29 protein-coding genes are annotated in these 22,837 nt (G+C 40.3%); 5 read left to right on the forward strand and 24 right to left on the reverse strand.

Going from position 1 to position 22,837, the window contains the following annotated elements; genetic code table 11:
- Nucleotides 1–35: 35 nt before the first annotated feature.
- Nucleotides 36–1,157, forward strand: a complete 1,122-nt coding sequence (locus L4D09_RS00005) for a hypothetical protein (RefSeq protein ID WP_428455454.1) — start codon at nt 36–38, stop codon at nt 1,155–1,157.
- A 326-nt stretch (nt 1,158–1,483) separates the two neighbouring features.
- Entirely contained in the window at nt 1,484–2,107 is a 624-nt protein-coding gene (locus L4D09_RS00010) for a PEP-CTERM sorting domain-containing protein (protein ID WP_428455455.1), read from the forward strand.
- A 71-nt stretch (nt 2,108–2,178) separates the two neighbouring features.
- Here L4D09_RS00010 and L4D09_RS00015 read toward each other — a convergent pair whose 3' ends face one another.
- From L4D09_RS00015 to L4D09_RS00125, 23 genes are all read right to left on the reverse strand, one after another.
- Nucleotides 2,179–2,484, reverse strand: a complete 306-nt coding sequence (locus L4D09_RS00015; RefSeq protein WP_428455456.1) for a YkgJ family cysteine cluster protein — start codon at nt 2,482–2,484, stop codon at nt 2,179–2,181.
- 123 nt (nt 2,485–2,607) lie between these two features.
- Nucleotides 2,608–3,510, reverse strand: a complete 903-nt coding sequence (locus L4D09_RS00020) for a metal ABC transporter substrate-binding protein (RefSeq protein WP_428455457.1) — start codon at nt 3,508–3,510, stop codon at nt 2,608–2,610.
- A gap of 12 nt (nt 3,511–3,522) precedes the next feature.
- The gene (locus L4D09_RS00025; RefSeq protein ID WP_428455479.1) at nt 3,523–4,398 is read right to left on the reverse strand and encodes a metal ABC transporter permease; all 876 of its coding nucleotides are present in this window, start codon (nt 4,396–4,398) and stop codon (nt 3,523–3,525) included.
- The gene (locus tag L4D09_RS00030) at nt 4,398–5,150 is read right to left on the reverse strand and encodes a metal ABC transporter ATP-binding protein (RefSeq protein ID WP_428455480.1); all 753 of its coding nucleotides are present in this window, start codon (nt 5,148–5,150) and stop codon (nt 4,398–4,400) included. Before L4D09_RS00030 ends, L4D09_RS00025 begins: the two co-directional genes overlap by 1 nt.
- Nucleotides 5,150–6,085, reverse strand: coding sequence for a metal ABC transporter solute-binding protein, Zn/Mn family (locus L4D09_RS00035; RefSeq protein WP_428455458.1), 936 nt, complete (start codon nt 6,083–6,085; stop codon nt 5,150–5,152). The genes L4D09_RS00030 and L4D09_RS00035 overlap by 1 nt, the downstream gene beginning before the upstream one ends.
- Before the next feature lie 36 nt (nt 6,086–6,121).
- Nucleotides 6,122–6,721 carry a DUF6162 family protein gene (locus L4D09_RS00040; RefSeq protein WP_428455459.1) on the reverse strand — a complete coding sequence of 200 codons (600 nt, stop codon included), beginning with the start codon at nt 6,719–6,721 and terminating at the stop codon, nt 6,122–6,124.
- The gene (locus L4D09_RS00045) at nt 6,718–7,035 is read right to left on the reverse strand and encodes a hypothetical protein (protein ID WP_428455460.1); all 318 of its coding nucleotides are present in this window, start codon (nt 7,033–7,035) and stop codon (nt 6,718–6,720) included. The genes L4D09_RS00040 and L4D09_RS00045 overlap by 4 nt, the downstream gene beginning before the upstream one ends.
- Before the next feature lie 56 nt (nt 7,036–7,091).
- Nucleotides 7,092–7,928, reverse strand: coding sequence for a DUF4198 domain-containing protein (locus L4D09_RS00050; RefSeq protein WP_428455461.1), 837 nt, complete (start codon nt 7,926–7,928; stop codon nt 7,092–7,094).
- Between the two features lie 40 nt (nt 7,929–7,968).
- Entirely contained in the window at nt 7,969–8,508 is a 540-nt protein-coding gene (locus L4D09_RS00055) for a DUF2271 domain-containing protein (RefSeq protein ID WP_428455462.1), read from the reverse strand.
- 28 nt (nt 8,509–8,536) lie between these two features.
- A complete protein-coding gene (locus tag L4D09_RS00060; RefSeq protein WP_428455463.1) occupies nt 8,537–9,166 on the reverse strand; it encodes a PepSY-associated TM helix domain-containing protein in 630 nt (209 codons plus the stop codon).
- A gap of 255 nt (nt 9,167–9,421) precedes the next feature.
- Nucleotides 9,422–10,264, reverse strand: coding sequence for a DUF3626 domain-containing protein (locus tag L4D09_RS00065; protein ID WP_428455464.1), 843 nt, complete (start codon nt 10,262–10,264; stop codon nt 9,422–9,424).
- Between the two features lie 171 nt (nt 10,265–10,435).
- Nucleotides 10,436–10,975: an AAA family ATPase gene (locus L4D09_RS00070; RefSeq protein WP_428455465.1), complete on the reverse strand. Its 540-nt coding sequence runs from the start codon at nt 10,973–10,975 to the stop codon at nt 10,436–10,438.
- 154 nt (nt 10,976–11,129) lie between these two features.
- Entirely contained in the window at nt 11,130–11,537 is a 408-nt protein-coding gene (locus L4D09_RS00075; protein ID WP_428455466.1) for a GFA family protein, read from the reverse strand.
- A gap of 36 nt (nt 11,538–11,573) precedes the next feature.
- Nucleotides 11,574–12,074 carry a GNAT family N-acetyltransferase gene (locus L4D09_RS00080; RefSeq protein WP_428455481.1) on the reverse strand — a complete coding sequence of 167 codons (501 nt, stop codon included), beginning with the start codon at nt 12,072–12,074 and terminating at the stop codon, nt 11,574–11,576.
- A 289-nt stretch (nt 12,075–12,363) separates the two neighbouring features.
- The gene (locus tag L4D09_RS00085) at nt 12,364–13,224 is read right to left on the reverse strand and encodes a hypothetical protein (protein WP_428455467.1); all 861 of its coding nucleotides are present in this window, start codon (nt 13,222–13,224) and stop codon (nt 12,364–12,366) included.
- Nucleotides 13,225–13,445: 221 nt separating this feature from the next.
- Nucleotides 13,446–13,853 (reverse strand): GNAT family N-acetyltransferase, encoded by a 408-nt coding sequence (locus L4D09_RS00090; protein WP_428455468.1) that lies wholly within the window; start codon nt 13,851–13,853, stop codon nt 13,446–13,448.
- A gap of 77 nt (nt 13,854–13,930) precedes the next feature.
- On the reverse strand, nt 13,931–14,545 hold the full coding sequence (locus L4D09_RS00095) for an FMN-binding negative transcriptional regulator (RefSeq protein ID WP_428455469.1): 615 nt from the start codon (nt 14,543–14,545) through the stop codon (nt 13,931–13,933).
- A 113-nt stretch (nt 14,546–14,658) separates the two neighbouring features.
- Nucleotides 14,659–15,126 (reverse strand): GNAT family N-acetyltransferase, encoded by a 468-nt coding sequence (locus L4D09_RS00100; protein WP_428455470.1) that lies wholly within the window; start codon nt 15,124–15,126, stop codon nt 14,659–14,661.
- A 75-nt stretch (nt 15,127–15,201) separates the two neighbouring features.
- Entirely contained in the window at nt 15,202–15,639 is a 438-nt protein-coding gene (locus L4D09_RS00105; protein ID WP_428455471.1) for a GNAT family N-acetyltransferase, read from the reverse strand.
- 148 nt (nt 15,640–15,787) lie between these two features.
- Entirely contained in the window at nt 15,788–16,006 is a 219-nt protein-coding gene (locus L4D09_RS00110) for a DUF6500 family protein (protein WP_428455472.1), read from the reverse strand.
- 175 nt (nt 16,007–16,181) lie between these two features.
- Complete coding sequence (locus L4D09_RS00115; RefSeq protein ID WP_428455473.1) at nt 16,182–16,655, reverse strand: GNAT family N-acetyltransferase; 474 nt, start codon at nt 16,653–16,655, stop codon at nt 16,182–16,184.
- 203 nt (nt 16,656–16,858) lie between these two features.
- Nucleotides 16,859–17,164, reverse strand: coding sequence for an NIPSNAP family protein (locus L4D09_RS00120; protein WP_428455474.1), 306 nt, complete (start codon nt 17,162–17,164; stop codon nt 16,859–16,861).
- 73 nt (nt 17,165–17,237) lie between these two features.
- Nucleotides 17,238–17,558: a DUF4144 family protein gene (locus tag L4D09_RS00125; protein WP_428455475.1), complete on the reverse strand. Its 321-nt coding sequence runs from the start codon at nt 17,556–17,558 to the stop codon at nt 17,238–17,240.
- Nucleotides 17,559–17,995: 437 nt separating this feature from the next.
- Here L4D09_RS00125 and L4D09_RS00130 point away from each other — a divergent pair, with 437 nt between their 5' ends.
- Nucleotides 17,996–19,633, forward strand: coding sequence for a patatin-like phospholipase family protein (locus tag L4D09_RS00130; protein ID WP_428455476.1), 1,638 nt, complete (start codon nt 17,996–17,998; stop codon nt 19,631–19,633).
- 72 nt (nt 19,634–19,705) lie between these two features.
- On the opposite strand, the gene L4D09_RS00135 is transcribed toward L4D09_RS00130, so the two are convergent.
- Nucleotides 19,706–20,572, reverse strand: a complete 867-nt coding sequence (locus L4D09_RS00135) for a hypothetical protein (protein ID WP_428455477.1) — start codon at nt 20,570–20,572, stop codon at nt 19,706–19,708.
- Between the two features lie 634 nt (nt 20,573–21,206).
- Here L4D09_RS00135 and L4D09_RS00140 point away from each other — a divergent pair.
- Together L4D09_RS00140 and L4D09_RS00145 are read left to right on the forward strand one after the other, a co-directional pair.
- Entirely contained in the window at nt 21,207–21,791 is a 585-nt protein-coding gene (locus L4D09_RS00140; protein WP_428455478.1) for a hypothetical protein, read from the forward strand.
- A 426-nt stretch (nt 21,792–22,217) separates the two neighbouring features.
- Nucleotides 22,218–22,676 carry an outer membrane beta-barrel protein gene (locus tag L4D09_RS00145; RefSeq protein ID WP_428455482.1) on the forward strand — a complete coding sequence of 153 codons (459 nt, stop codon included), beginning with the start codon at nt 22,218–22,220 and terminating at the stop codon, nt 22,674–22,676.
- The last annotated feature ends 161 nt before the right edge of the window (nt 22,677–22,837 follow it).

Consider the following 22,837-nt stretch of genomic DNA (forward strand, 5'->3'; position numbering starts at 1 on the left):
TTATAAGACTAAGTCTTTGTACGTATGGGGGAATAATGGCATTTTTATCGTTCCCGCTTAACCAATTTCCCTTGCTCAAAAGGGAATCAGCATACGTTACTCTACTATTTTTAGTATTATTTACTTACAATTCACAAGCTGCCGTCTTTGATGAAATTAGCTCTTACAAGCAAACATCCTTTTCAATCTACCGTGATGATAAAAATGTTAACACGTTTATATACGCAAAAGATGATAATGAATTTCAAGCGTGGATAGATGAAGCTCAAGATTCAATTTCAGATAGTATCCATAGTTATGGTTCATCCTTTGATCACTTCATTGGCAAGACTGAAGATGAAAAGCCAATGCAAAACCGTAGCTACTTAAAAATAAAATTCAAGCCTCGCTATAGTCATCGTGAATATTCAGACATCGATGCCAGTATCAAATTAAAAATAGACCTGCCGCACACAGAAAAGCGCTGGAAAGTAATATTTGAAACTGACCCAGACGATTTCGATCGACTGGAAGATAAACAAAGAGGGATCAGCAACAGCAGTGACAGCAGCCTATCTGGGGCTGTTGGGGGATTTCGATTACAAGATAGACAATGGGGAAATTGGAATGCTGACTTCGATGTTGGGCTAAAAATCAAACTCCCTCTCGACCCGTTCACTCGTGCTAATGTACATAGGGTGGATAAAATCAGCCGTAACTGGACAACAAGAATCAAGCAAGAGGTCTTTTATTTTCACAATAAAGGCCCAGGGGCGATAACATCTTTTAACTTCTACTTTTCCACCGTTGAAGACCCCGACACAATATTAAAACTAAGTTCAAACGCCCAATTCCTTGATGAAGATGATAATTGGGAGTTTGTTCAACAAGCTGAAATTTTTGACCGAGTGAATGAAAGTAACTTACTCCAATACAGCATCGGCATCAGCGCTGACTCTCGCCCTAATTATTCAATCACTAACTCATGGGTATCTATAGGTTGGAAGCATCGGTTATATAAAGACTGGTTATACCTAACCGTTACACCAGAGCTCGACTTTCAGGATGAATTTAATTACAAGATAAATCCTGGTGTAATGCTTGAGCTCGAGATGTTTTTCACAGCTGAAGGCGGTATAGACCGTCTAGCAAGAAAAATTCCAACACCAACACTTTAGTAATCACTGATAACAGTAATGGTCGAAGAAGTTCTCACTTTATCCTAGCCCTCCCTCTATACGCCATAGCAAGGCACCGAGTAAGTAACGTTTAATTTGATGCTGACCACTACGTCATCGCAAAGTACTTTTATTTTGCAAATTGTAATTCCCATATTACGAGTATGTTCAATATCACTTTTGTATTTAGATGCTTATCCGTATAAGCAATTAATAGTAAACGTTTGTTTTATAAAACAAATGCCAGAGGTGTCAATATTGGCCTACATGTTGCCTATCTTTCAGGGCACACACATTACATTAATGCCAATTATGGAAGGCTCAATATGTTTAAACAACTTTTATTTATGCTAGCTATTACGTCAATTTCAACGGTACAGGCGACTGTCTTTTTAAATGAAGATTTTGAAGGTGGATTAGTAACAGGAGGTAGCAGTGGATGGACTGGCAATTCGAGTGGCCAAGTTGTGACTGATCCCCTTCAAGGGGATAACGCAATTAATTTTACACGAACCGCTGGCGGTAATGATTTAGATACCGATATATTCACGAGTGGAACTGGAAAGTTTTTTGTATCTTTTGATTATTTAGGGACTTGTGGGGGAAGTAGCTGTGGCGGATATGTTCACTTTTCACCGATAGGGTGGATTGGTACTCAAATTCATCATAATGTACATTGGCCAAGGGAGTTAATTGATGATAATCAGTGGCATACGCACAGTTTTGAAATAACATCAAATACATTAAGAGTTAAATTTCAAGATTGGAACGGTGCGGGTTCTAATGCTGAAGATGCGTATTTTGACAACATTATAATTAGCGATATTGAGCATACCGCTTATGTTCCTGAGCCTTCAGCACTTGCATTCTTATGGCTAGGTTTATCAAGTATTGGGTTTACGATTAGAAGAAGGAAGGCGAATAAGGTTCAGCATATAAATAATAAATAAATTAGCATCAAGGGAATTATCATTTTATCTTTGAACGCCCATAATAAATAGTGGGCATTCAATAAAACAAGTTAACGAGCGGGATCAATCTTACCTTCAATTCGTTCATTGACGCATTCATACGAACCCATTTCGAACTCACGACAGATCCAAGGTCGATTTTCATAAATAGTACACATGAACGTATCCCGATCTAACGCTGAGCACCAACCGTCATCTAATCGTAACATCGTTTCACCACCCCACTCGTCCAGCTTTATATGTTCTTCTGGCACACCAGTATCAGTAATGATCATCACTTCTAGACGGCAGCAACAAGCCTGACAGTTAGAGCAGGTTACTTCGGGTTCAGTTACGTTTTTAATATCAATAGTCATGGCTAGCTACAATAATCACAGTTGCAGCATAGTACTCCAAAACGGATAGATTCATAGGTATTATTTATTAGCACACAGTTTAATGCTGAAACTGTGTGCTAATATGTCTACTATTCAATCAAGTTAAACTCTTATATTCCAACGAGCTAGTGGTTTTTCTGATTGAATGCCTTGGCTTCCCCAGCGATCAATACTGTCAATTACTAAGATCTTCTCTGGGTTTGGTACTAACGCTTTTAATGATTTACTGACTCGTTTCGACGTCAGCAGCCAAATAGTGTCATCACTTTTTAGCAGTTCAATAAGTGCCAACTTATCTTCTTCTGTCCAATCAAGCTCTGGCTGAGTAAGCCTTTCCACAACGAAAAGTTGATTACCGACGGCAAAGTCTTCCAGCTCTTTCGATAGCAGAACGACCGAGTCTACCTCAGCATCAAACAGTGCAGCTTGCTGGGCATTAATCAACTGTCGTACATCAAGCATCAGCGCTTGCTGATTCGTCGCTATAGCATGAGCATGTTCAGGCCAAATACGCTGTAGATCGGCACTTACAATTGCAGCCATACGCGTTAAGTTCGTTGGGTTTAGCCAAACATACGGAGAGGTCGAGCCATCTTCAAGCTGAATTGCCGCAACCCCTTGTGCACGTGGCGAAATAGACTGCGTGGCATCGATTTCAACAATTTGTATATTACCTTGGCGAGCATGCACAAATAATGGCTCTTGTGGCCAAACAGCACCTAATGTTACCGCCGCTTTCGCGCTAAGTGCTTCTTTTTCAGTTGCCTTCGCACCTTTACTTGAAAACCAGTTTGGTAATCGCTGTAAACCATAACGTTTTGGCGGTAGGTAACTTGTTTCTAACCCTGTCCCCTGCGTTAACTCGGAAGCTAACATATAGGTAACGGGTGCTGCCGTTAATATATCTTTAGCCTGCACCGTTAGTGACGACAATGTTGCACCTGCGACTAGGCATGCGACAGCCATCTTCTGTAAGCAAAATGCTTTTTTAAATTTCATTTCCATAGAGTTCATCACCTACCCTTTACGCACAATGCGAAAACATGTCGCCATCAAGAAAAATACCGCTGAAACAATGATAATTGCAGCGCCCGATGGAATCGGTAGTTCAAGCTCCATCGGTAAAATAGTGCCAACTAAACAGCTTACTGTTGCTAAGAGTGCAGACAGCAGTACGAAGTCGCCCATGTTCTTCGTTAGCAAGCGAGCTGTTGCACCCGGTATAAGCAGTAGTGCCCCAACCAACACTGCGCCAATAATTTTGACAGAGGCAATAGTGACAAGCGTGATCATCATGACAAACAAGTAATCATAAAAATTCGTCGAATATCCACGGACTCGGGCTATGTCTGGGCTAATACAAGTTAGCAAGATACGATTAAATGTAGGGATAAGCACAATGGTAATGAGCAAACAACTTATCGCCAGTATCATTAAATCTTGATCTGTTACGGTTAAAATAGAGCCAAATAAGACATTTTCGAGCATGTGAATGTTGATTTTACGTGCCACGTACATCAACAAAGCCGCACCAACTGCTAACGCTAAGGCAAGAAAAACCCCTACCAAGGTATCGTAAGGTACATTGGTTCGGTTTCGTACAAAATGCAGTAACAAAGCAAAGATCATACAGAAGCTAAACAAGCCGATAATTGGGTTATCAGGCGGTTCACCTAACAACACACCCAACGCAATACCAGTTAGCGCTGCATGTCCTACTGCTTCAGAGAAAAAAGCTAACCGCTTAGCAATCACTAATGTGCCTAGGCCACCTAATAAAGGGCCGACCAACAAAGCCGCAACCAATGCATTTACGACAAAGGCATAAGAGAAACTGTCACTCAGCCACCCAGCTTCGACACCTTGCAGTGCCAATTGGCGAAGAAAGTCCATCATGCTGCTTTACCTACATTTCGTTTAATGGGTTCGGGTGTTGCACTGTAGTGGTTAAATAAGCGCTCTATTTTTTCTGGTGTCAGTACATCTTGCACACTTCCGCTATCAATTAGCTGTCGGTTCACAACATGCACTGTCGCATCGAGACGTCGCACGGCAGTGACATCATGATGTACAGCTAGCAGGGTTCTGCCCTCATTAACCAGTTCTTTGATGAGTGCTTCAAGATATCTTACCCCTTGTTCATCCATGCCTGTTGTAGGCTCGTCAAGCACAAGTAAACTCGGGTTATCTAAAAGAGCTTGTGCAAATAGCACGCGCTGTTGCTCACCGCCAGATAGCTGCCCCATCCGACGGTCAGCACGCGCAGCCATACCAACGCGATCTAATTGCTCAAGGGCAAAAGCTTGCTGCTTAGATATATTCCGCCAACGCGACCAAAATAGCGGGGTGCGACTCTGGTTCAATAAGATAAAGTCCATCACTGTTAGAGGAAGGCTTGATTCAAAAGTCGCCTTTTGAGGCACATAACCAACTTGGCCTTTTTTCTCAGGCCACTGGATATCTATATTTCCACTAAACGGAGACAGGCCAAGAATAGAACGCAATAAAGACGTTTTCCCGCCACCATTGGGTCCCATCACAACATGGCACTTACCTGCTGTAAATTCATGGCTGATCCCTTGCAGAATGGTATTGTCACCATATTGCAGGCCAATGTTATCTAATAAAATACTCGGGCCCACAATTAGCTCACTTTATTTTCTGCTGCAAATTTCATAGATTGGATCAACGTATCGAGGTTCGCTTTCATCTCGACCTCAACTTTATTATCTTCATACGGCCCATGAGTCATATGAGAGAAGCGATAAAGCTGTACACCAGTTGCTTTCTCAATCGTATCAACATAGCGATTTGGCATGTTCAGCTCATAAAACAGCACATCAATGCCTGAGTCTCGTATTTTCTCGATAGTTTCTTGTAACTGGCTCGCACTAGGTTCAACACCATGGGCTGGTTCAATAACAGCAGCTACATCGACACCAAATTCTTGTAACAGGTACCCATAGGCATTATGGGTGGTCGCAACGACCATGCCGCTAGTATCAAGGTTACCTAACGTCGTCATCGCTTCATGTTTCAGCTTACGAAAGTTTGTGGCGTATTTACGGGCATTCTTGCGGTAATAACGGGCGTTATCCGGATCAATTTTTGAAAGCTCAGAAGCGATGGTGTAAACCTTCTGAATCGTTGTCGAAAGGCCAACGAAAGTATGTGGATTAACGGCTCCATCTCCTACCGACTGACCCATTGCTGGTAACAATGGCACATCTTTATTGGCTTCAATCACAATGAGATCTTCACGGTTGGCCGCTGCAATCACTTTTAATGCAAAGTCATCATGGCCAATACCGTTAACGACAATCACATCCATCGCTTTCAAACGGCGAAGATCATTTGGTTGAGGTAGATAATTGTGTGGATTAAATCCCGCATCAACCAGCGGAAGGATATCTGCCTTGTCACCGACTACTGCTTTTACATAGCTGTAGTAAGGCTGAAGTGTAATACCGATAGTCAATTTTTCTGCTGCCTGTACAAATGGTACCTGAGCAATAAAAAGTACCGGCAGAGCCAGCAGTAACATTGTTTTTTTGATTATTTTATTCTTGAGCTGTTTCATAACACATAACCTCGACACCATGGATGGCGTCGGTATTTAATGGACATGAGAATCTGAAGCGGAGGCAAAAACAACTTGTATCCAACCTGCTTCAATTAATTTTTCTGGTGATAGCAGTACGTATGGCTGCTCTAAATTTCTGGTTAAAGGTTGCGCAGAATCAAACAGGGCAAACCAGATTTCAGGATCATTATTTCCGGTATGCAAAATGACTGATGCAGAGCCTTGAGCCACCTGCTTAACCCCTTGATAATACGCTGGAGCAATGTGTAACCACTGATGCTTACCTTTGTATTCCCAACTTTTATCTTTAACAAAGGGCGCTAACCAAATTTCTTCAAGTTCGACTAGTTCTGGCCATAATTCATCACTCGGTATTGACGGTTCAAAATCACGATTGTCTTGATGTATATTGCGAATTTCTTCATGAGCGAGCCGTAAATCGGCAACCATAGCAAGTTCAGGAGTAGCTAAATCACTAATCGAAACTTGATAAGGCGCGAGTATTTGACCTTTTGATGACGCTTGGTGCATTGGCAAAGTAAATGCTGCAATAATCAATATAATGGCTATCGATAATGCAACCCACTTCCCTTCTCTACCGCCATCATCCGAATGAACAGATTGCGTGATCATTTTTCTTCAATCTCAACAACATCTACTTCAACTGGGTTCTCGTGCCCTGCATCAAACACAAGATAGAAGTCAGTATCTGGCATATCAAATTCAGCGATTGAACGCTTGTCTGTGGTTGCACGACTCACTAAATTGTCATCGTAATCAAACATATCGACATCGTATTTAACGGCGTCGCTCCCATCGCTATAGCCTGCTTTACAAATCACCTTGTCAGATTCTAACCAGCAGCTCATGAGTGGAAAATGGGCATGTACCGCAGAAGATTGCGCCGCTAGCACTAAAATCAGCGCTAATTGTGAACGTTTTTTCATCATGACCTCAAAACAAAAAATGAATAGCCTGCAAAAACAGGCTACTTAAAAAAGGATTACTGAAGTACAGCTTCAAACGTAAGGTGCACGTTTGCGCTAGCGCGATCTGCTAGTGGGTTGTTATCAAGATCGCCTTTATAATTTGCTTTCATCAGCCAGCGGCCTGCTTCTGCGGGTATGAATGTCACTACACCGTTGTCATCACTTACCACATCAATTTGCTCTTGGTGGTTACGGTACATAGTGCCATCACGGGTAATTTCAGCCGTTACACCCTGTTGTGGTTCACCATTAAAGAAGAACTGAAATTGCACTTCTTCACCTTCAACAATATCTGCTGGGTGTGTAACGGGGACCATTTCCAAATATTTGCCTTCCAATTTGAAAGCTTCTGTTGTTGGCATTCCAACAGTGACGTAACTTTCGGCACGGGTGTAACTCACTTGAGTCACCACATCACGTGCTTTTTTAGGTAACACGTCATTACGCTCAGCCTTATGGCCTTTAACCCATTTCACTGTGTCACGGCGACCCGCTTTATACTGGGTGTAGTAAGACGGCACGTTGTTAACGCGAACTTTGTGTGTACCTTCTTCTTCGAAATGAAAGTCAAATACTGATCGACGCTTACCACGAGTGACGTAAGTTGGTCGTTCTACACGGCCATCTGGCATGATGATTTCACCGGTTTCTGCACCTGCGGGTTTATCAAACACAAACGTACCGTGTGACGCCGTCACGTCAAAAGTCAACCAATCGCCGCCCTCTTTAGATACTGTAAAGTGCGATGGTAATATCCAACGAGGGTGGGCATTTGCAGTTGCGGTAACGGCCAAACCTGCCACTAGGGCACATGCCATTGAAACGGCTTTCAACTTTTTGTTATCAATCATTATTCATTCTCTAATATCAAAATTTATGCGTGTATGCGATTTAACCTTGAGTTGAATAACTCAGAAGGATATGACCAGTTTCTTCAGTTGGTGCAAGTTCACGTGTAAACGCCTCTTCGCCCAGCGTTAATTTTTCACGTATGTAATTACGGCCGCCATGTTCACGTACCACCTCAACATAGAAGGTATATTCACCTTGCTCGACACGCTCACCATCATCATTTAGGCCATCCCAAACAAAACGATATTCACCCGCAGGACGTGTAGCTGATGTTACGGCATCAACTAACTCGCGGTCGTAACGACCCACTTTGCGCCACCAGCTGCGTAAATCTTTTAGCCATTCATCCTTGCCCACCCAAAGCTGTACCGTACGAACAGGTTTACGATTGGCATCTTCAATCCATACAGCAACATATGGACGGGCGTACATGCCTGTGTCGATTTTGGGCAGTACAAATTCCACATCCATTGAAGCAGATTCAAGTAATGGCTTAGCGTTAACACTAAAAGTTAAAGGTACAGCGAGTGCCATACCCAGCAGCGATTTAGACGCCGTTCTCATCAAACGTGAGTTCATGGTTAGTCCTTGTTAAACACAGCTGGCATTAAGGCACAGCAAAAAAGAAAATCAGTAAGGTGACAGCCGAGCCAAATGCGGTCCATTTGATTGAGGTCGAAAAGGTTTTTCTCTTAGGAATTAGCAGACAAACTCCCGTTAGAACGAAGAACACCATTAGCAATGCCGTAATATCTATAAACCACTTCCACACTTCCCCGCTATTGCGACCTTTGTGCAAATCGTTCAGCACAGCAACAATTCCGTAGTACGATTTTTCTATCTCGGCTTCACGGGTAGTAAGATCAATAAACACCGTGGCATTAAAACCAGGGCCCTTATAGTTCAGCGAAACTTCACCTTCAAACAACTCTCCATCCTCTACCTCGGTAAACACTTCCATCGAGGATGGCGTACCCGAGATATCTGCCTGCTGTTTTAAAAACTGCAATAATTGCAGTTCATCGGGAACATATGCCGAACGGCCTGAATTGAGCAGTTTCTCAGGCACCTCTAGGGTAATTGATTCAACTGTTGGCTGGCTTTTAACAAACAATTCAGGGCGATTAAGCGTTATACCGGTTACCGAAAAGAACAGCACAACAAGCAACAGTGCCATCGAAATATAGATATGCAGACGACGAGCCCATAACTGAACCGCTTTACTTTTTAACACCATGATTGAAGATAACTACCAGCCTAAATTTATGCCGGATAACATAATTGATAATTGTTTGCATTGGCATTCAATTTACATTGTTTACGAAAGTAAAGGTGGTGGTGTGGTGAAAAGGCGGTATCTAGGAAAGTATAAAGGTGGAAAAGTAACCAGATATAGCATCTGAATAATAAAGGGGGCGTTTCCAAGTTAGAGCGTTTTATCTAACTTGGCTTATTCGGATAATAAAAAATATCTTTAGCGTTTACACCTTTCTTATTCTTGTGCTGATAAAAAACCAAACCTAGCTAAGTAGTGCCAAATTTTCTTTATGTCTTGCTCATCGTACCCCTGCTCAGTTACAGCTGATCCTAATACCTTCGCATTAATAACTCCATTTACAGCAATATCGTTAGCCAACTCAATAAATTGCTCTCCTCTATATTCAGGGTAACAACTCATTTCTTCGACACTCAACTCGTAACCAGCATGCCAGCGAACAGAAATACCTAATTGATTGGCCTGCGCCTCGACTACATTAGATTTGTATATTGGGTCCAGAACCAAAAACTCTACGTCAGTGCTTAGTGAGATAACGCCGTGAATGTGGGCTTCTATATAGTCATCTAGTAAGTCTGTTTGTGCCAAAGTGGCCTTATTAATTAATGAGCTTATTCTCTCAGATACAGCAAAATCTTCTGGTTCGAAAAAACTATCTGGATAACAAAATGTTGTACGCTCAAGCATATGGGGCTTTAGTTGAAAGTACGCAGAGCCAAAACGTGGTGAGGCGCCAGTTTCGTAATCGCGAAAGTTGAGCGCACCATACTTAGGCCTCAGGCTTACGGGAGCATCGTCATAGGCCCCATCAAAAACTCTTTTCTCCCATAACCAACGGTCACCCCCTTTGTAAGCGGTCAAGCCTCCATTACTTGTACCTGTTTCAAATTGAGATTTTAATTCACCATCATGAGCAATTGCAGAGAGTAACGGCACATTATCTGATGTAAGTCGGTCAGGGTGAAAGTTGATGGTTATTGGGTATTCCATCACTTCGGAAGCACTTTGAGACTTTAATCGAATGTTTTCAATTGCTTTATCAACTACAGATTTACTCATTTGGCTTCCATTCTGCTAAAGTTCTGATGGCCTCTCGATATAGAAGACACAATACACGCCTAACAAAAATTAGGTCAATGGCGATTTAGTGGATCTGCTTGAACTGACGGGTTCTATTAATGAGCCACGACTAAAGCACAAAGCCTATAACAAACTGGAGGTTGATGTGTGTTACCAGCTTTTCACAGAAGCCAAGATGAAGTTGACCCTTTTACTAATAGAAGACTTCGGGACCTCCACTAACTCAAAGCCAAACTTTTTATACGCTTTTTCCATTTCGTTATAAGTCGCAACAGCCTCGTTAAAGCTCTGCTTACGCTCCAGATCATTAGTGAAAATGGTTTCCCAAGGTGGAAATATGAATACCTTTTTACAATACTCAAGTTCACCGCAGCTTTTTAGCAAGTGTTCTGATATTGGTAGTTGCTCAAGTAAGCTGTAACCGTATGAATCAATTACGCTTCTATCAAAGAAAACAGTGTCTTGGCAAACGTTGAATTTTTCGTAATTTGCGAGTTCTTCTCGTACCATTTCATCACGAAATGCCACTTTATCCCGCCACGGTAAAGCGGAGCCTTGCAATTCAACTTGCTTTTGAATAACTTTGCGACCGGTTTCTGGGGCACATTTGTAGCCAAGCACTTTCAAATGGTCGATAACCGATGTTTTACCTGCTCCCGGCCCACCGGTAAATACAATTAGATTTTTCAAATTTACCTCTTCGGCGGCTGATGTCATAAGGACTTTGTTATGCGCACTCATAAATATGATTGTGCATTTATAAGTGCGTGAGCATTAAACGTTATCAGATGGAAAAATAGCCAAGTACTTAACATTACTCTTTCTTATATGGCATTTTCCTTAATTACGATTTAACCGGCCCTTTTTCAAATTGTTTTAAGCCGTCTGTAATCTCATTCCATGGGGCTTTCGATTCAGTATAAATATGAAAACTCGGCTTATGTGTTGGTACGTCATCTAAAATACCCAAACGGATATTATGTTTACCTGTTTTCAGCTTTCTTGAAAACAAACTTGAGCCACAACTACTGCAAAATGCTAGTTCCGTCTCTTCACTTTTAGCGTATACCGACACAAACGCTTCGCCGGCTTTAAGCGTAAACTTCTCTGAACTTAAACCGCCTACAGAAGAGTAATCAGAACCTGTAAACTTGCGGCACTCTGAACAATGACAATTTCCCATATATTCAAAATCATCAGGGACTTCTATTTGCACCTTCTGGCAAAGGCATGAACCAACCAATTTTCTCATTATTATTGCCCTATGAAACCTAAGTATTCCGCTATGCTACAACCACTTTTCTATTAGTACTTCATCAATAAACTCGCCATTGATTTGAGCATGATTTTTTGCGGTACCGACAACGTCAAAACCTTGTTTCAGATACACCGATAACGCCCTTTCATTATCACCTCGAACATATGCAAACAATTTTTTGTACCCTTTAAGTTTTGCTAATTCAAATGTTGCACTAAACAGGTGCTTTGCAATACCTTGCCCTCGATGTTGACCATCGACAAACGTACCAATGATACCAACATGATCGAAAGCCTTTGTATATGTAGCAAAAGGCTCTACATTTTGGAAACCAACTACTGTTGAGCCGTCCTCCAGCAATGCTACATTAAAGACACCTCTTTCAGGAAAATCTCGAATAAACTCGCGCTCTTCATCTGGTGTAAATGTCTTATCTAAGATGGTATAACGACCTTCCTCGATAATTGGATTAAGCAGATTGGATATGCCTGCTGCATCGTGTACTGATACTTCTCTAATGTTCAATTTAATACTCAACAAATCTTTTTCGCATTGAATGCGCATGTTACAAAATTTTGCTCGCAGGTACCATGCCACAACCATTTATAGCATTGATTTATCGACACTCTTTCAATGCCAGCATCAAAGGCTTTTCAAGCCTGTCGAAAAAGTAGCCATCATAGCGTGATAGCCAGCTCTATAACTTAATCCGTATATCAAAACACCATGATCCCGTTTAGGATTGTTCGTAACCTAAAATTTGAACGCAGACTCAACCCCAAATGCAGACACGTACTCATATCGTTTGGTGCTAATTTAGTTAACTGTTAACTGCACCCCATAAATCATCTATATCTGAAAGCTGAATATTTAGCTCGGTGGATAATTCTGAGTAACTTTGCGCAAGTTTTATTTGATGCTCATCGTTGAAACCAACACCCCACAGCGTCGGATCTGATAGTTCAAAGCGCTTTGGTTGGGCCAACTTTAGCCCTGAATCAGGCTTTAAATCGTTTAAATCAAGCTGGATTAAAAGTTGCGATGCTGCCTTGCTAGCTAAGTCGGTATAACCAAGTTCATTCAATATGAACACAGCATGCGCATGTGTAATGCCATGAATTTTTTCTCCTGCGAAAAAATAGTCACTCGTATCAAGATATACATTGCTAGAACTTCGTGTAACCGCAAGTGAACATAAAGTACGAATGTCTTTCTCGGTCAAGTTAGAATGCTTATATTGACGGTAATCTACTAAGCCAAAATAACGACCCCAATTATCTTCGGTGCAATTCACGATAAGCTTGGCGATATTTGATACGGTTATTTCACTTACATTGATATCATTGTTTGATATTGCTTTAAGAAACAGAGCTCCATATATAACACCGTGACCAGATCGACTTAATTGACGCGTATTCAGCTCTATAGCATTTAGAATAGCGGTATAATCTGATGTCAATTGACTTGATTCTAGTGGCTTAAGTAGATGTTCATACTTTTCAATTTGCTTTTGCAGTCTAGATTTCAAACTGTCATAAGATGCTTTAGGTAACACTCCACTTTTTAACAATGCAGAACCTGCAAGTAGAGATACTCCCACATGTCCTTGAATCCACCCAGTTCTGTCACATTCAACAACGTTAGCTAATGCCAAAATTCCATTTTTTACGAATATGTCCATTATTTCCCCAAATACATAACGCCTAACACTTATGAATCCACACTAAAAATTGAAACCTAGATGCGTGATATTGAAATGTTACACTAGTCGCTGGAAAATCTATGCCCTTACATTCATAAAAATAGATTCATATCACTCATGGACTCTGTGCAAGCATTGCTTAGCAATGCGCTGACTTTGCTTGGCTGCTAGCAACACATATCTTTCATAACGCTGTACCGTTAGGCACCCGATCGCCGCATTAGTCTGACTCCACCGACTTCGGTGCTGAAGCCAAATGAATTGTAATAATCCTCCATACTGGGGAGACAATACAGCTCGAAATGTTTTACCTTCTTGAGCTTGTCATGTGTTTTCACTAATTGCATTAGCTCTTTACCCAAACCAGTACCACGATGTGTAGAGCAAACAATGACATCAAAGATTATGGCTTTAAATACCAAGTCACTTAGAACACGAACGAAACCAACCAGTTGGTCAGTCTCATCTAAAACACCGATACAAACTTGTGAGCCATGAACACAAGCTCTTGTCTCTTCGAGTGTTCTATCCTTAGCCCACCATGCTTGTTTGTACAAACCATGAACTTGAGTTATTTGTTCATGAGAAAAGTCATAAATTATCTTCATATATTCCTGAGGCCTTAAACGAGAAACACTCAACAGACTGAGAATGCCGAGTTCAGTAAACCTTGTTGATACAATTGTTAACTACCTATACCGAGTTTCCGCTTTTCCATATATTCTGCTAATTCCTTATCACCAGAATATTTACTCTCTTTCAGTGCGAGATGAACCCCATGTTGATCTTCGACTTTCCTTTGTTGTCCCAGTTTCTCGACACCTTGGTAATCGTCAATTACAACCTTGAAAGCAACTATCGCAGCTTTCAACTTCGTCTGATATTCAACAGGCATTAAATCTGAGTTTGAAAGTAACTCAGGTTCATGAGCCAATATTGTATCGTCCATAACCTCATTAACGCCGTCACCATCTATTATTTCAACAACCCCATAGCAATGAACGGCTGCATAGTTCCATGTTGGTACTGCAGGTTTATATGCGTACCAAGTTGGCGAAATATACGCGTGAGGCCCATTAAATACGATTAATACTCTTTGATTTTGAAACTGCTTCCAGTGTTTGTTTGCTTTAGCAAGGTGACCATATAAAGTGCCTTTGCTGCCTTCATCTGGTTTCAATACAAATGGAATGTGTGTTGCAGTTAAGTCAGATGAAGTTAACACACCAAAATTGTTGTTTTTTATAAAATTAGAAACCAAATTATGATCTTTCATTTCCATATTTCTAGGTATAAACATACGAATCCTTTCGTTTAATTTTAAAAAGCTGCTAATGCTCTCCACTGCGATGCACCCACAAAATACCTTTGTAGTTCAGTACTTTAGCTCAACTTTTCAAGTTGGTGGTCTTGTTAGACTAATTTCTTTCGGGCTAACTGCCCTCTTTCACCAATATCGCCTACATCCTGCCAGCCATGTTTGCGATAAAATGACTTTCCTTGAATATTCGAAGGCCAGTATCTGAGTAGTGCATATTCGCAATTGTGATTTTGAAATCTCGTAAAAATGAAATTTTGCAAGATATTCCCCAAACCTTGACTTCGGTGCTCTGGGGTCAGGTATAGCAAGTTAATGTAGCCATAAAGCTGATCATATTCATCTTTAAGACCACTGATGAATTCAGTTTGACCAATAATTTGATTATCGTTAACAAGATGAAAGAAACCAGCTTTAGAATTAGTAGATAAACGATCAAACCATGCTTTTGTATCGCTGAGACTAAAATCTACTGTATCTCCATGGCTCACAATATGAGCATCTTTCCTGAACTCAATGCATAAGCCTAAATGCTTCTGAAGATTAACAGGGACAAATTCCAAATTTTACTCCATAACGAATTGATATATGTAGCCTAAACACCTAGCTAAATTACAGCTACCGATTTGAGTAATTTGTTAGGCTTGAAGCTTCATCAAATACTCAGCACCCTCTCGACTAATAACCTTAAACCCAAGGTTTGTATATAGCATCATTGCTGGATTTGATTCAATAACGCTTAAACCGACCGTGGCTCCCGATTTTGCAGCTGAACGAATCAGTGCTTTGATTAAGTCGCTGCCAATACCAATACCTTGAAAATCAGGTGCGATTTGAATTTGGATAAGTTGCCAATGGTTTATTTGAGAATTGTACGTTGCTTTGAACAAACCAATTGCTTGGTTATTAACTTCAACAATTTGTGCTGATTGAAACTCGTAACGAATTCGAGCCTCATAAGCATCAACCGTTACCTGCATACCAGCTTGCTCAAGATACGTGCGCATAGTGTGGTCTCGCAGCTGATGAAGAAAAACCATATCATCTTCACATGCATTTCTTAAAGTAACGTCCATTTTACCTCCGAAAGCCTAACGCCCTTGTGAATTGCTCGCCCCTAAGCCAAAACATAGCCCCATAAACACAAAGCCAATTAATACTGAAAGTGACACGGGCTAGGACAACTTACACTGTTTGTTGAGGCTCAGCATCTAGAGGGGATGATTACACCCCTGACTTAGCCATCGCCATGATTTTATGGGCTTTTTCGAAGTGATCTAACTTATGTTGTTGAATCCACCATGTTGCTGCTTCCATCAACAAATCAGGCTCGTCGTTTTTATTGGCAAAAAAAGCATAAAAAGAAACACCAACATTATCACCCTTTTGCTCAATCTTTTTAGAGCAAACTTGGATCACTTTATCTCTCAATGAACTACGCACTTATTCCCTACCTAGATTGTTCCAAATTTATAAGCACCTTACACAGGCAGAAAGATGGAAACAAGAAAAACTGTTTTTATATACAGTACATCTAATTCGAGAGAGCCATAGCGCCTGCTTAACACGTTTATTGCTATACAAATTCCGAGTGTAATGAATCGTGTTAGTGCGATTGTTAGGCATCTTGAGTATGACTAAAACGCTGCCTTGTTACTAAACCCCACTTTTCATCAAGGTACTTATCTTCAACAAAAGAGCCTGATGTGTAGTCATTTACTACATTTTGCCAAAATTTCACGGCATGATCAGCACCTGCAACTTGCTTAATCTCCCAAGATCCTTTGAGGAGTTCAAAAATACTTGATATAAAATCCTTACCAATTTTGTTTTTTCGAAAACATGGCAGTACATAAAAATCACAAATTTCATATTCCTTTGGTGATTTTTCCAAAATAGCAGTAAGGGCAGCTGGAATCCCATCTACATACAATAAGTAGCCTGAAACATTGCCTTCAATTTTGGGGTATATTTCAAATAAACCATTTTCATCTGGTTTATCTTCTATTATTTTTGAAAATTCGGCTGCATAGCCTTGGTACAAATTAGCGTATACGTGCTTATTATTACTACTCACATTTACTATTTTCATAAACAATCCCCTGCATAGTTGTTCACAAACTTACCTTTAACGCTAATAAAATTAAGAGCTAAAGACTAAATCAAATGCCTAATTATAGTCATAAGTTGCCCGCAGCAAAGCCCAAACAGACCACCGTATACACAGAAACCAATTCATACTTAAATCACCGCGTGGCAGGGTCAACTTGATGGTCTTTTTATGGAAAATTCAGTTTATCTTAGAACGGGACGAAAAAAGCTACGTTCGTAGCTAACTATAAAATCATGATGGTCTGCCAACTCAAATGCCTTTATACATTCCGGATCATCTAAGGATTTTATCCGATATTCTTCATATGCTGACAAGCTTTCAAATGTGAAAAGTGCTAGAGCGATGTTATTCGCACCTTCAGAGGGTAAATAATAACCATTATGCTGTCCTCCAAACTTCTGGACCAAAGGTATCCACATTCTTGCATACTCTTCAAACTCTTTAACCTTCTTCGGGTCAATTACATATCTTACATAACAAGTTATCACGTTTAAAAATCCTTTTATTTCGTAATTATTAATACATATGCCATAACGCCAAGCATTGAGGGCTTGGTTCTGTTTATTTTACAGACGCCAGTGATTGTATTGCTTCTTGTACGGACCTGAATTGTATTTTCGTCAGGCACACTTCAGCCTTTGAGAACTCATGCTCTTGAATTAGTTGGGTGATTGACGTCAAGGACAACGCAACATCTTGCAGTTCAAATGTATAGCTTTCTCTCGCTTGGTAGATTATGTAGCTTTGGCCATGGCTATCGATTAAACGATCAGAGTTGCTCCAAATTAGCGATTCTAACTCGCTAGCTAACATTGACTCAGAGCCTAAAAACATTAGCTCAGAATCACCGTCTAATTTGAAAATACATGGCCATTGAATCATCTTTTTCCCCTAAACATAACACCTTACCTCACGAACCTAGTACGTATATCAATAGATATTACATGTAACGTAATAGAAGTCTATTTAGCTAGATTTTAATTACCAAATTTTCAGCTAGCAAGTACTGGGTGTACAATTTTTAGACTCTACTTTCGGCGCTGCTTAAGCTAATGAGTATTACGGCGTATGCTTTTCATTTGCTCAAAAATATAAATACCTATAACGTTGTTTATCTGATTTCACGGTGTCGTACTTGTCCCTTTCATTCTCATTATTTAGCAAGCATCACATACCCAACCAATTGAGTGCCGAAGTATCCCCCAACCGACTACTTTATGAATAGCGATTAGGTCATATGTGTCTATGATATCGGCATCGAATAACCTGCCAGTTAGTAAGAAATGACTTTCATTGCTCTTAAAAAATTGGAGACCACTATGACGATATTAAAAAAAGTAAAAGCATGGCCAACTCACTGGATCCAGCAAAACGGCAAATTTCCCGAGCAAACCATTGATGCTTTTATTGAATCAAGCTCTGATAAAGACATTGGCGTTGCATTTTCGGGGGGTGGTACACGTTCGGCATGTTGTACTGTGGGACAACTAAAGGCTTTGCACGATACTGGACTCATCAACCGTGTTAAATACATATCTGCAGTTTCAGGCGGCGCTTGGGCGAGCATTCCTTACACATACGTAAGTGCTGAGAAATTGGAGCATTATTTTGGTGATATTAAAGAGCCACAATCACTGAGTTGGGATACTGTTACAAGCGTCCCCCCACATTCGATGCAAGATTGTATTGTAAACTCCGGCATACTTGGCAAGCTGATCCGTTCGGGCTTAAAAGGCAAAGGCGATGAGAGCTTCGCCAATGTACTCGGTGATATTTTCCTTAAACCACTGGGGCTTCATTCGCCAAATATGTCATTTACATATAACGACCAAACTCGGGGCGAAGCGTGCGAAGTAAACTCAGTATTGACAGCACACTCATTTATGATGGCTCGCCAAGATGCCCCTTACTTAATTGTTAATGCAACCCTTTTAAATCAAGACGGTATAGAATTTAAGAAAAAATACCACGTAGAATATACACCATACTATAGCGGTATACGCAGAGAAGTGACGGATGAAGACGCGTTCAATGCAGACGACTATTTTGGTGGTGGCTACATAAGCTCTTATGCATATGACACTATTGGACCTTATGATGTAAAGGAAACCAATAATACTTATGAATTTACAGTCAAACGTTCTCCTAAGAAGTGGCTAGATTGGACGAGTGAAAGAGCCTTCTCGCTATCTGATATTATGGCTAGTACAGGAGCTGCACCTCAAGGTGTCACTGATGCATTTAAAATATCTGCTATCGGTTTTCCAGAGTTTAATCATTTCCCGATTTCGATCCCTTCAAACAAAACACGTGTCGCCGAGGAATACTCACACTCAGATGGCGGGCAAATGGAAAACCTTGGAATTATGCCGCTGCTTGCCCGTAAGGTAGAGAAGATCATCGTATTCATTAATACCAAAAAACCCTTTAAGTCAGGTGACGATGTTACGAAAGCAGAACTTAACATATCATTAAAAAACCTTTTTATTAGTACCGATAACTGGCATAAATTCACCCAATTTGACGACAATATTGTATTTAAGAACGGCGAAGCTGAACTCAACAAAATAATACAGCAGTTCAATCAATGCGTAAGTGAAGTGGATGGTGAATGCCCAGCAGACCAAGTCCTTTTTGCTCAAAGTAACCTAGTTACTTGCAACAATGAGACTTATGCAATAAAAGAAGGTCATGTGGTATCTGTCACTTGGATCTACAACCAACGTTCGTTGGAATGGGAAAATAAGCTAGCAGATAGAGACATAGCAAAGGCTATTGCCGAACAGTCTGCCAATAAGGATAACCAATATAAGCTAGATAACTTCCCTCACTATAAAACGTTTATGGAAAACTCATCAGTAATTAAGCTGACTAAGCTACAAACTAATTTATTGTCAGGGTTAAGCTACTGGACTGCTAAAAAAGTGATCACCGAACATCTTCAATCGGACAGCTAAAATATTGATCACGAACTTGGGCCATAGACATGGCCCAAGTATACTTTAGCTCAAACGAGCACGAATCGTTATTTACTCAACAGTAATAGTAATTGGTTGGCTGCTACGTACGTTGCCAGCAATAGCATATACATACTCAATACCTTTACCGATAGCTCTTAATGAACCATCGGTGTTTGTAGCAACTATTCCTCGGCCTTCCATTTCATAAGTTGCATCTTTTGCATCAATGGTAACCATACCAGAAGATGTAAATGCACGAATAGACGGGGTAATAGTCGATCCTACAGCCATCGTTGTAGCACCAGGAGATACCATTAGATCTAGATAGCCAGAATCATTAACTTGAATTTGAACGCTATCTGATTTTTTACCATCAAAATGTGCAATTAAATATCCATAGCCCGCATTAGTGCCTGTTAATTTGCTTCCTTCAACACTAAACGCATCATCGTTTGTTACACGCTGCCACACTACTGAATCTGTGATGTTACGTTCATCACCATTGGTGAAAGTAGCATTCACCTCAACATCAACAGTTTGGCCCACAATTAAATTGGTGTTGTGAATTGAAATTGCCATTTTTTCTATTGATGAATCACCAACAGTAATAGTTGCTGGATCAGTTGATTCATGACCATCTAACGTGCCGTAGATTGAAGATACGCCATTCTTAGCGGCAAAAATCACACCATCTTCTGTCGCAGATACCGCTGAATTATCACTGCTACGCCATTTTACACCTTCAACATTCGTGACATAACGACCATCAGCATAAAAAGCATTTGCTCGCATTTGATAAGTCTCACCTTCACTAAGTTTTAGATTATAAGGTGTTACTAATAACTCTAGGATTTCGCTTTCTTTCTGCTCGGCTACTACCGAAGTAGTGATGAGTGCGGCAAAGCACGATATTAATAGTGGTTTGAAATTGGTCATTTTTATATCTTATTAGTTATTTATAAATAAAAGGCTAAAGCTTTACCTCAGCTTGCAATGAACATAAACGAACAAAAAAGGCATAAAATTAATAACTTTTTACAGAAAGCGACATAAATGCGATGCCACTTCAGAAGAAATGCAACTTTCAATGCAACACTCACCTATTTCGACCCAACTTGTTTTCAGAACTTTGTGTCACCTCTTCTTCCCCCCTTATTCCTTCACGGTACTTCCATCAGAAAAAGAAATTAGATCGGGGCCTAATCGGCCTCTTGTATGCGCATTTCTGGTGAGAACAATTTTGTTCTTTTTTCTGACACTTTCATTACTTACCCTCGTTGTTATGTCATTGATTGCAATCTGCAGCTAGACTGTTACCACGAACTTTATAACACGTAGCTAAAACAGCTTTATGGGCAACTATATACAAACTTACTCTTACAATGTTTCATACTCCTCATAACAAAGTAGAGGGACAATTTAGATTTAAATCAAATGTGCCACTTGTTTTATATTTATCACCAACTATTGTTTCTTAATAGTGTGAATTTTCACTTCAGCCACACTAAAGGTAAACCATACAAAAATATAACTTCGTTAAACAACGTATAGGCTAGAAAAGGAGAAAGCTATGCCATCACCAGCTGCAGTTCTGACCGGAATAAATACTGCTGTAAAACTAGCAAGTTCTATTGGGAAAATGTCGAACCTCATTCCAGATACTCCAAAAGATTTAGAAGATAAACACCGCTGGGTTACTGTCACGGTATTTAACCAAACACAATATGCTTTGGTATACAAAAACTCATATTTTGATAGCGGTAAATTTTGGACGGCCCCTACTAACGTAGAACCTTTTGAGGAGATGTCATTTTCTGGGTGCGATAAGGATGGTTCATTCCTTACAGGGGTAAGTGGCGGTACAACATTTACGCTACAAATGCCCATAGAAGGAGGAGGTTACAAGGAACAAGATATCGGTATAGGGTTTACCAACCCTGAGCTAGGTTCGACAAAAGCGTCGGGCATATTTAGTTCTAGTGCAGAAGATGCATATGATAACACCACTGACGACACCACAGAAAAAACCTCGTCAAAATTTTCAGGTAAAGATACCAATGACAAAGATACGGCGATTAATTTTCTTGTGGTATCAGGGCCGGGACAAGAAGGAAGAATTACGATAACTCAACAAATCATATCTGGTGGCAACTAGAGAATCCAATGGTCGTAGCTTGAGCTGTAGTGACTCATACTCGAACTGACAGATTCGCTGATGAGTCACGATCAAAGCTGCACAACCTACTCACCATTATCGTAGCTAATCTATAGACAAAAGCTTGTTAGCAAAAAGCTCTAACTCGACATTGCTCTCAATATTTGATGTATTGATATATGTCTATGTAGTGGTATAAGTTAATTTTTCACATCCACAGCCCTTTCATTATTCTTGTGTACCTTGCCCTTAATATTGCAAGTTATCACCCATCTCGTATTCAAAGTGCTGCGAGTTAATAGTTGGTTACATACTTAGCAAGGAAGGTATTTATTCTTAGTATGATTAATGTATCCTCAGCTTACCAAAAATCACTAAATACCGGTTTCAATGAACAACTTTTAAATTATTGCTATTTCAATTCTTATTGCTATTTCTTCTCAAGCTACTGCAAACGACTTTTCTCAGCATCGTATCGGGGTCGGTTATAGTTTAACTGACGCCGAAGCATTTGGCGTTAGTGTGGGTTACTGCAGCGGTTTAAAACTTGAGTATGGTTATGACTTTAATCATATCGCAGGTGCTCACGTGTCATACGAACAGAATAAAGAAGGCTTCTTAAAAGGTAGCAACCTAAAGTTTGGTGGTGACTTTGGTTATGCCTTTGATCTTGAAGGGGCTTCGATTAAGCCTTTCAATTCTGCGGGATTGTACTCATATGATGAAAACTTTTTCGATGATTCCGGTTTCTATTTTGGCTTCGGCGCACGTGCTCTAATTAACCGTTTCTATGTAGATATCCATACAGACTACTTTGATATGGATGACGCAGGTGTATCCATAGATATGGATCAGTTTTCTTTTACTTTAGGTATGACGTTCTAGTACCTAGTTTATCTTTAGTGAGAAGTCGAACGTAGATATTCGGCTTTTAGTTAAAAATTTATCTTTACCGCGCCCTGCAAGTTGCAGCATACAAATCAATTTAATTCTATCTTAACAGGACCAATCTATACTTACGCATTACCCATGAGCATTTACACTAC

Origin of the sequence: Photobacterium makurazakiensis, assembly GCF_050336715.1 — a bacterium.
In the GTDB taxonomy this organism is placed as follows: domain Bacteria; phylum Pseudomonadota; class Gammaproteobacteria; order Enterobacterales; family Vibrionaceae; genus Photobacterium; species Photobacterium makurazakiensis.

What these genes read in the sequence shown, in the direction of transcription:
- L4D09_RS00005 (WP_428455454.1), top strand. Translation starts at nt 36, where the DNA reads ATGGCATTTTTATCGTTCCCGCTTAACCAATTTCCCTTGCTCAAAAGG.
- L4D09_RS00010 (WP_428455455.1), top strand. Translation starts at nt 1,484, where the DNA reads ATGTTTAAACAACTTTTATTTATGCTAGCTATTACGTCAATTTCAACG.
- L4D09_RS00015 (WP_428455456.1), bottom strand. Translation starts at nt 2,484, where the DNA reads ATGACTATTGATATTAAAAACGTAACTGAACCCGAAGTAACCTGCTCT.
- L4D09_RS00020 (WP_428455457.1), bottom strand. Translation starts at nt 3,510, where the DNA reads ATGGAAATGAAATTTAAAAAAGCATTTTGCTTACAGAAGATGGCTGTC.
- L4D09_RS00025 (WP_428455479.1), bottom strand. Translation starts at nt 4,398, where the DNA reads ATGGACTTTCTTCGCCAATTGGCACTGCAAGGTGTCGAAGCTGGGTGG.
- L4D09_RS00035 (WP_428455458.1), bottom strand. Translation starts at nt 6,085, where the DNA reads ATGAAACAGCTCAAGAATAAAATAATCAAAAAAACAATGTTACTGCTG.
- L4D09_RS00040 (WP_428455459.1), bottom strand. Translation starts at nt 6,721, where the DNA reads ATGATCACGCAATCTGTTCATTCGGATGATGGCGGTAGAGAAGGGAAG.
- L4D09_RS00045 (WP_428455460.1), bottom strand. Translation starts at nt 7,035, where the DNA reads ATGAAAAAACGTTCACAATTAGCGCTGATTTTAGTGCTAGCGGCGCAA.
- L4D09_RS00050 (WP_428455461.1), bottom strand. Translation starts at nt 7,928, where the DNA reads ATGATTGATAACAAAAAGTTGAAAGCCGTTTCAATGGCATGTGCCCTA.
- L4D09_RS00055 (WP_428455462.1), bottom strand. Translation starts at nt 8,508, where the DNA reads ATGAACTCACGTTTGATGAGAACGGCGTCTAAATCGCTGCTGGGTATG.
- L4D09_RS00060 (WP_428455463.1), bottom strand. Translation starts at nt 9,166, where the DNA reads ATGGTGTTAAAAAGTAAAGCGGTTCAGTTATGGGCTCGTCGTCTGCAT.
- L4D09_RS00065 (WP_428455464.1), bottom strand. Translation starts at nt 10,264, where the DNA reads ATGAGTAAATCTGTAGTTGATAAAGCAATTGAAAACATTCGATTAAAG.
- L4D09_RS00075 (WP_428455466.1), bottom strand. Translation starts at nt 11,537, where the DNA reads ATGAGAAAATTGGTTGGTTCATGCCTTTGCCAGAAGGTGCAAATAGAA.
- L4D09_RS00085 (WP_428455467.1), bottom strand. Translation starts at nt 13,224, where the DNA reads ATGGACATATTCGTAAAAAATGGAATTTTGGCATTAGCTAACGTTGTT.
- L4D09_RS00090 (WP_428455468.1), bottom strand. Translation starts at nt 13,853, where the DNA reads ATGAAGATAATTTATGACTTTTCTCATGAACAAATAACTCAAGTTCAT.
- L4D09_RS00095 (WP_428455469.1), bottom strand. Translation starts at nt 14,545, where the DNA reads ATGTTTATACCTAGAAATATGGAAATGAAAGATCATAATTTGGTTTCT.
- L4D09_RS00105 (WP_428455471.1), bottom strand. Translation starts at nt 15,639, where the DNA reads ATGGACGTTACTTTAAGAAATGCATGTGAAGATGATATGGTTTTTCTT.
- L4D09_RS00115 (WP_428455473.1), bottom strand. Translation starts at nt 16,655, where the DNA reads ATGAAAATAGTAAATGTGAGTAGTAATAATAAGCACGTATACGCTAAT.
- L4D09_RS00125 (WP_428455475.1), bottom strand. Translation starts at nt 17,558, where the DNA reads ATGATTCAATGGCCATGTATTTTCAAATTAGACGGTGATTCTGAGCTA.
- L4D09_RS00130 (WP_428455476.1), top strand. Translation starts at nt 17,996, where the DNA reads ATGACGATATTAAAAAAAGTAAAAGCATGGCCAACTCACTGGATCCAG.
- L4D09_RS00135 (WP_428455477.1), bottom strand. Translation starts at nt 20,572, where the DNA reads ATGACCAATTTCAAACCACTATTAATATCGTGCTTTGCCGCACTCATC.
- L4D09_RS00140 (WP_428455478.1), top strand. Translation starts at nt 21,207, where the DNA reads ATGCCATCACCAGCTGCAGTTCTGACCGGAATAAATACTGCTGTAAAA.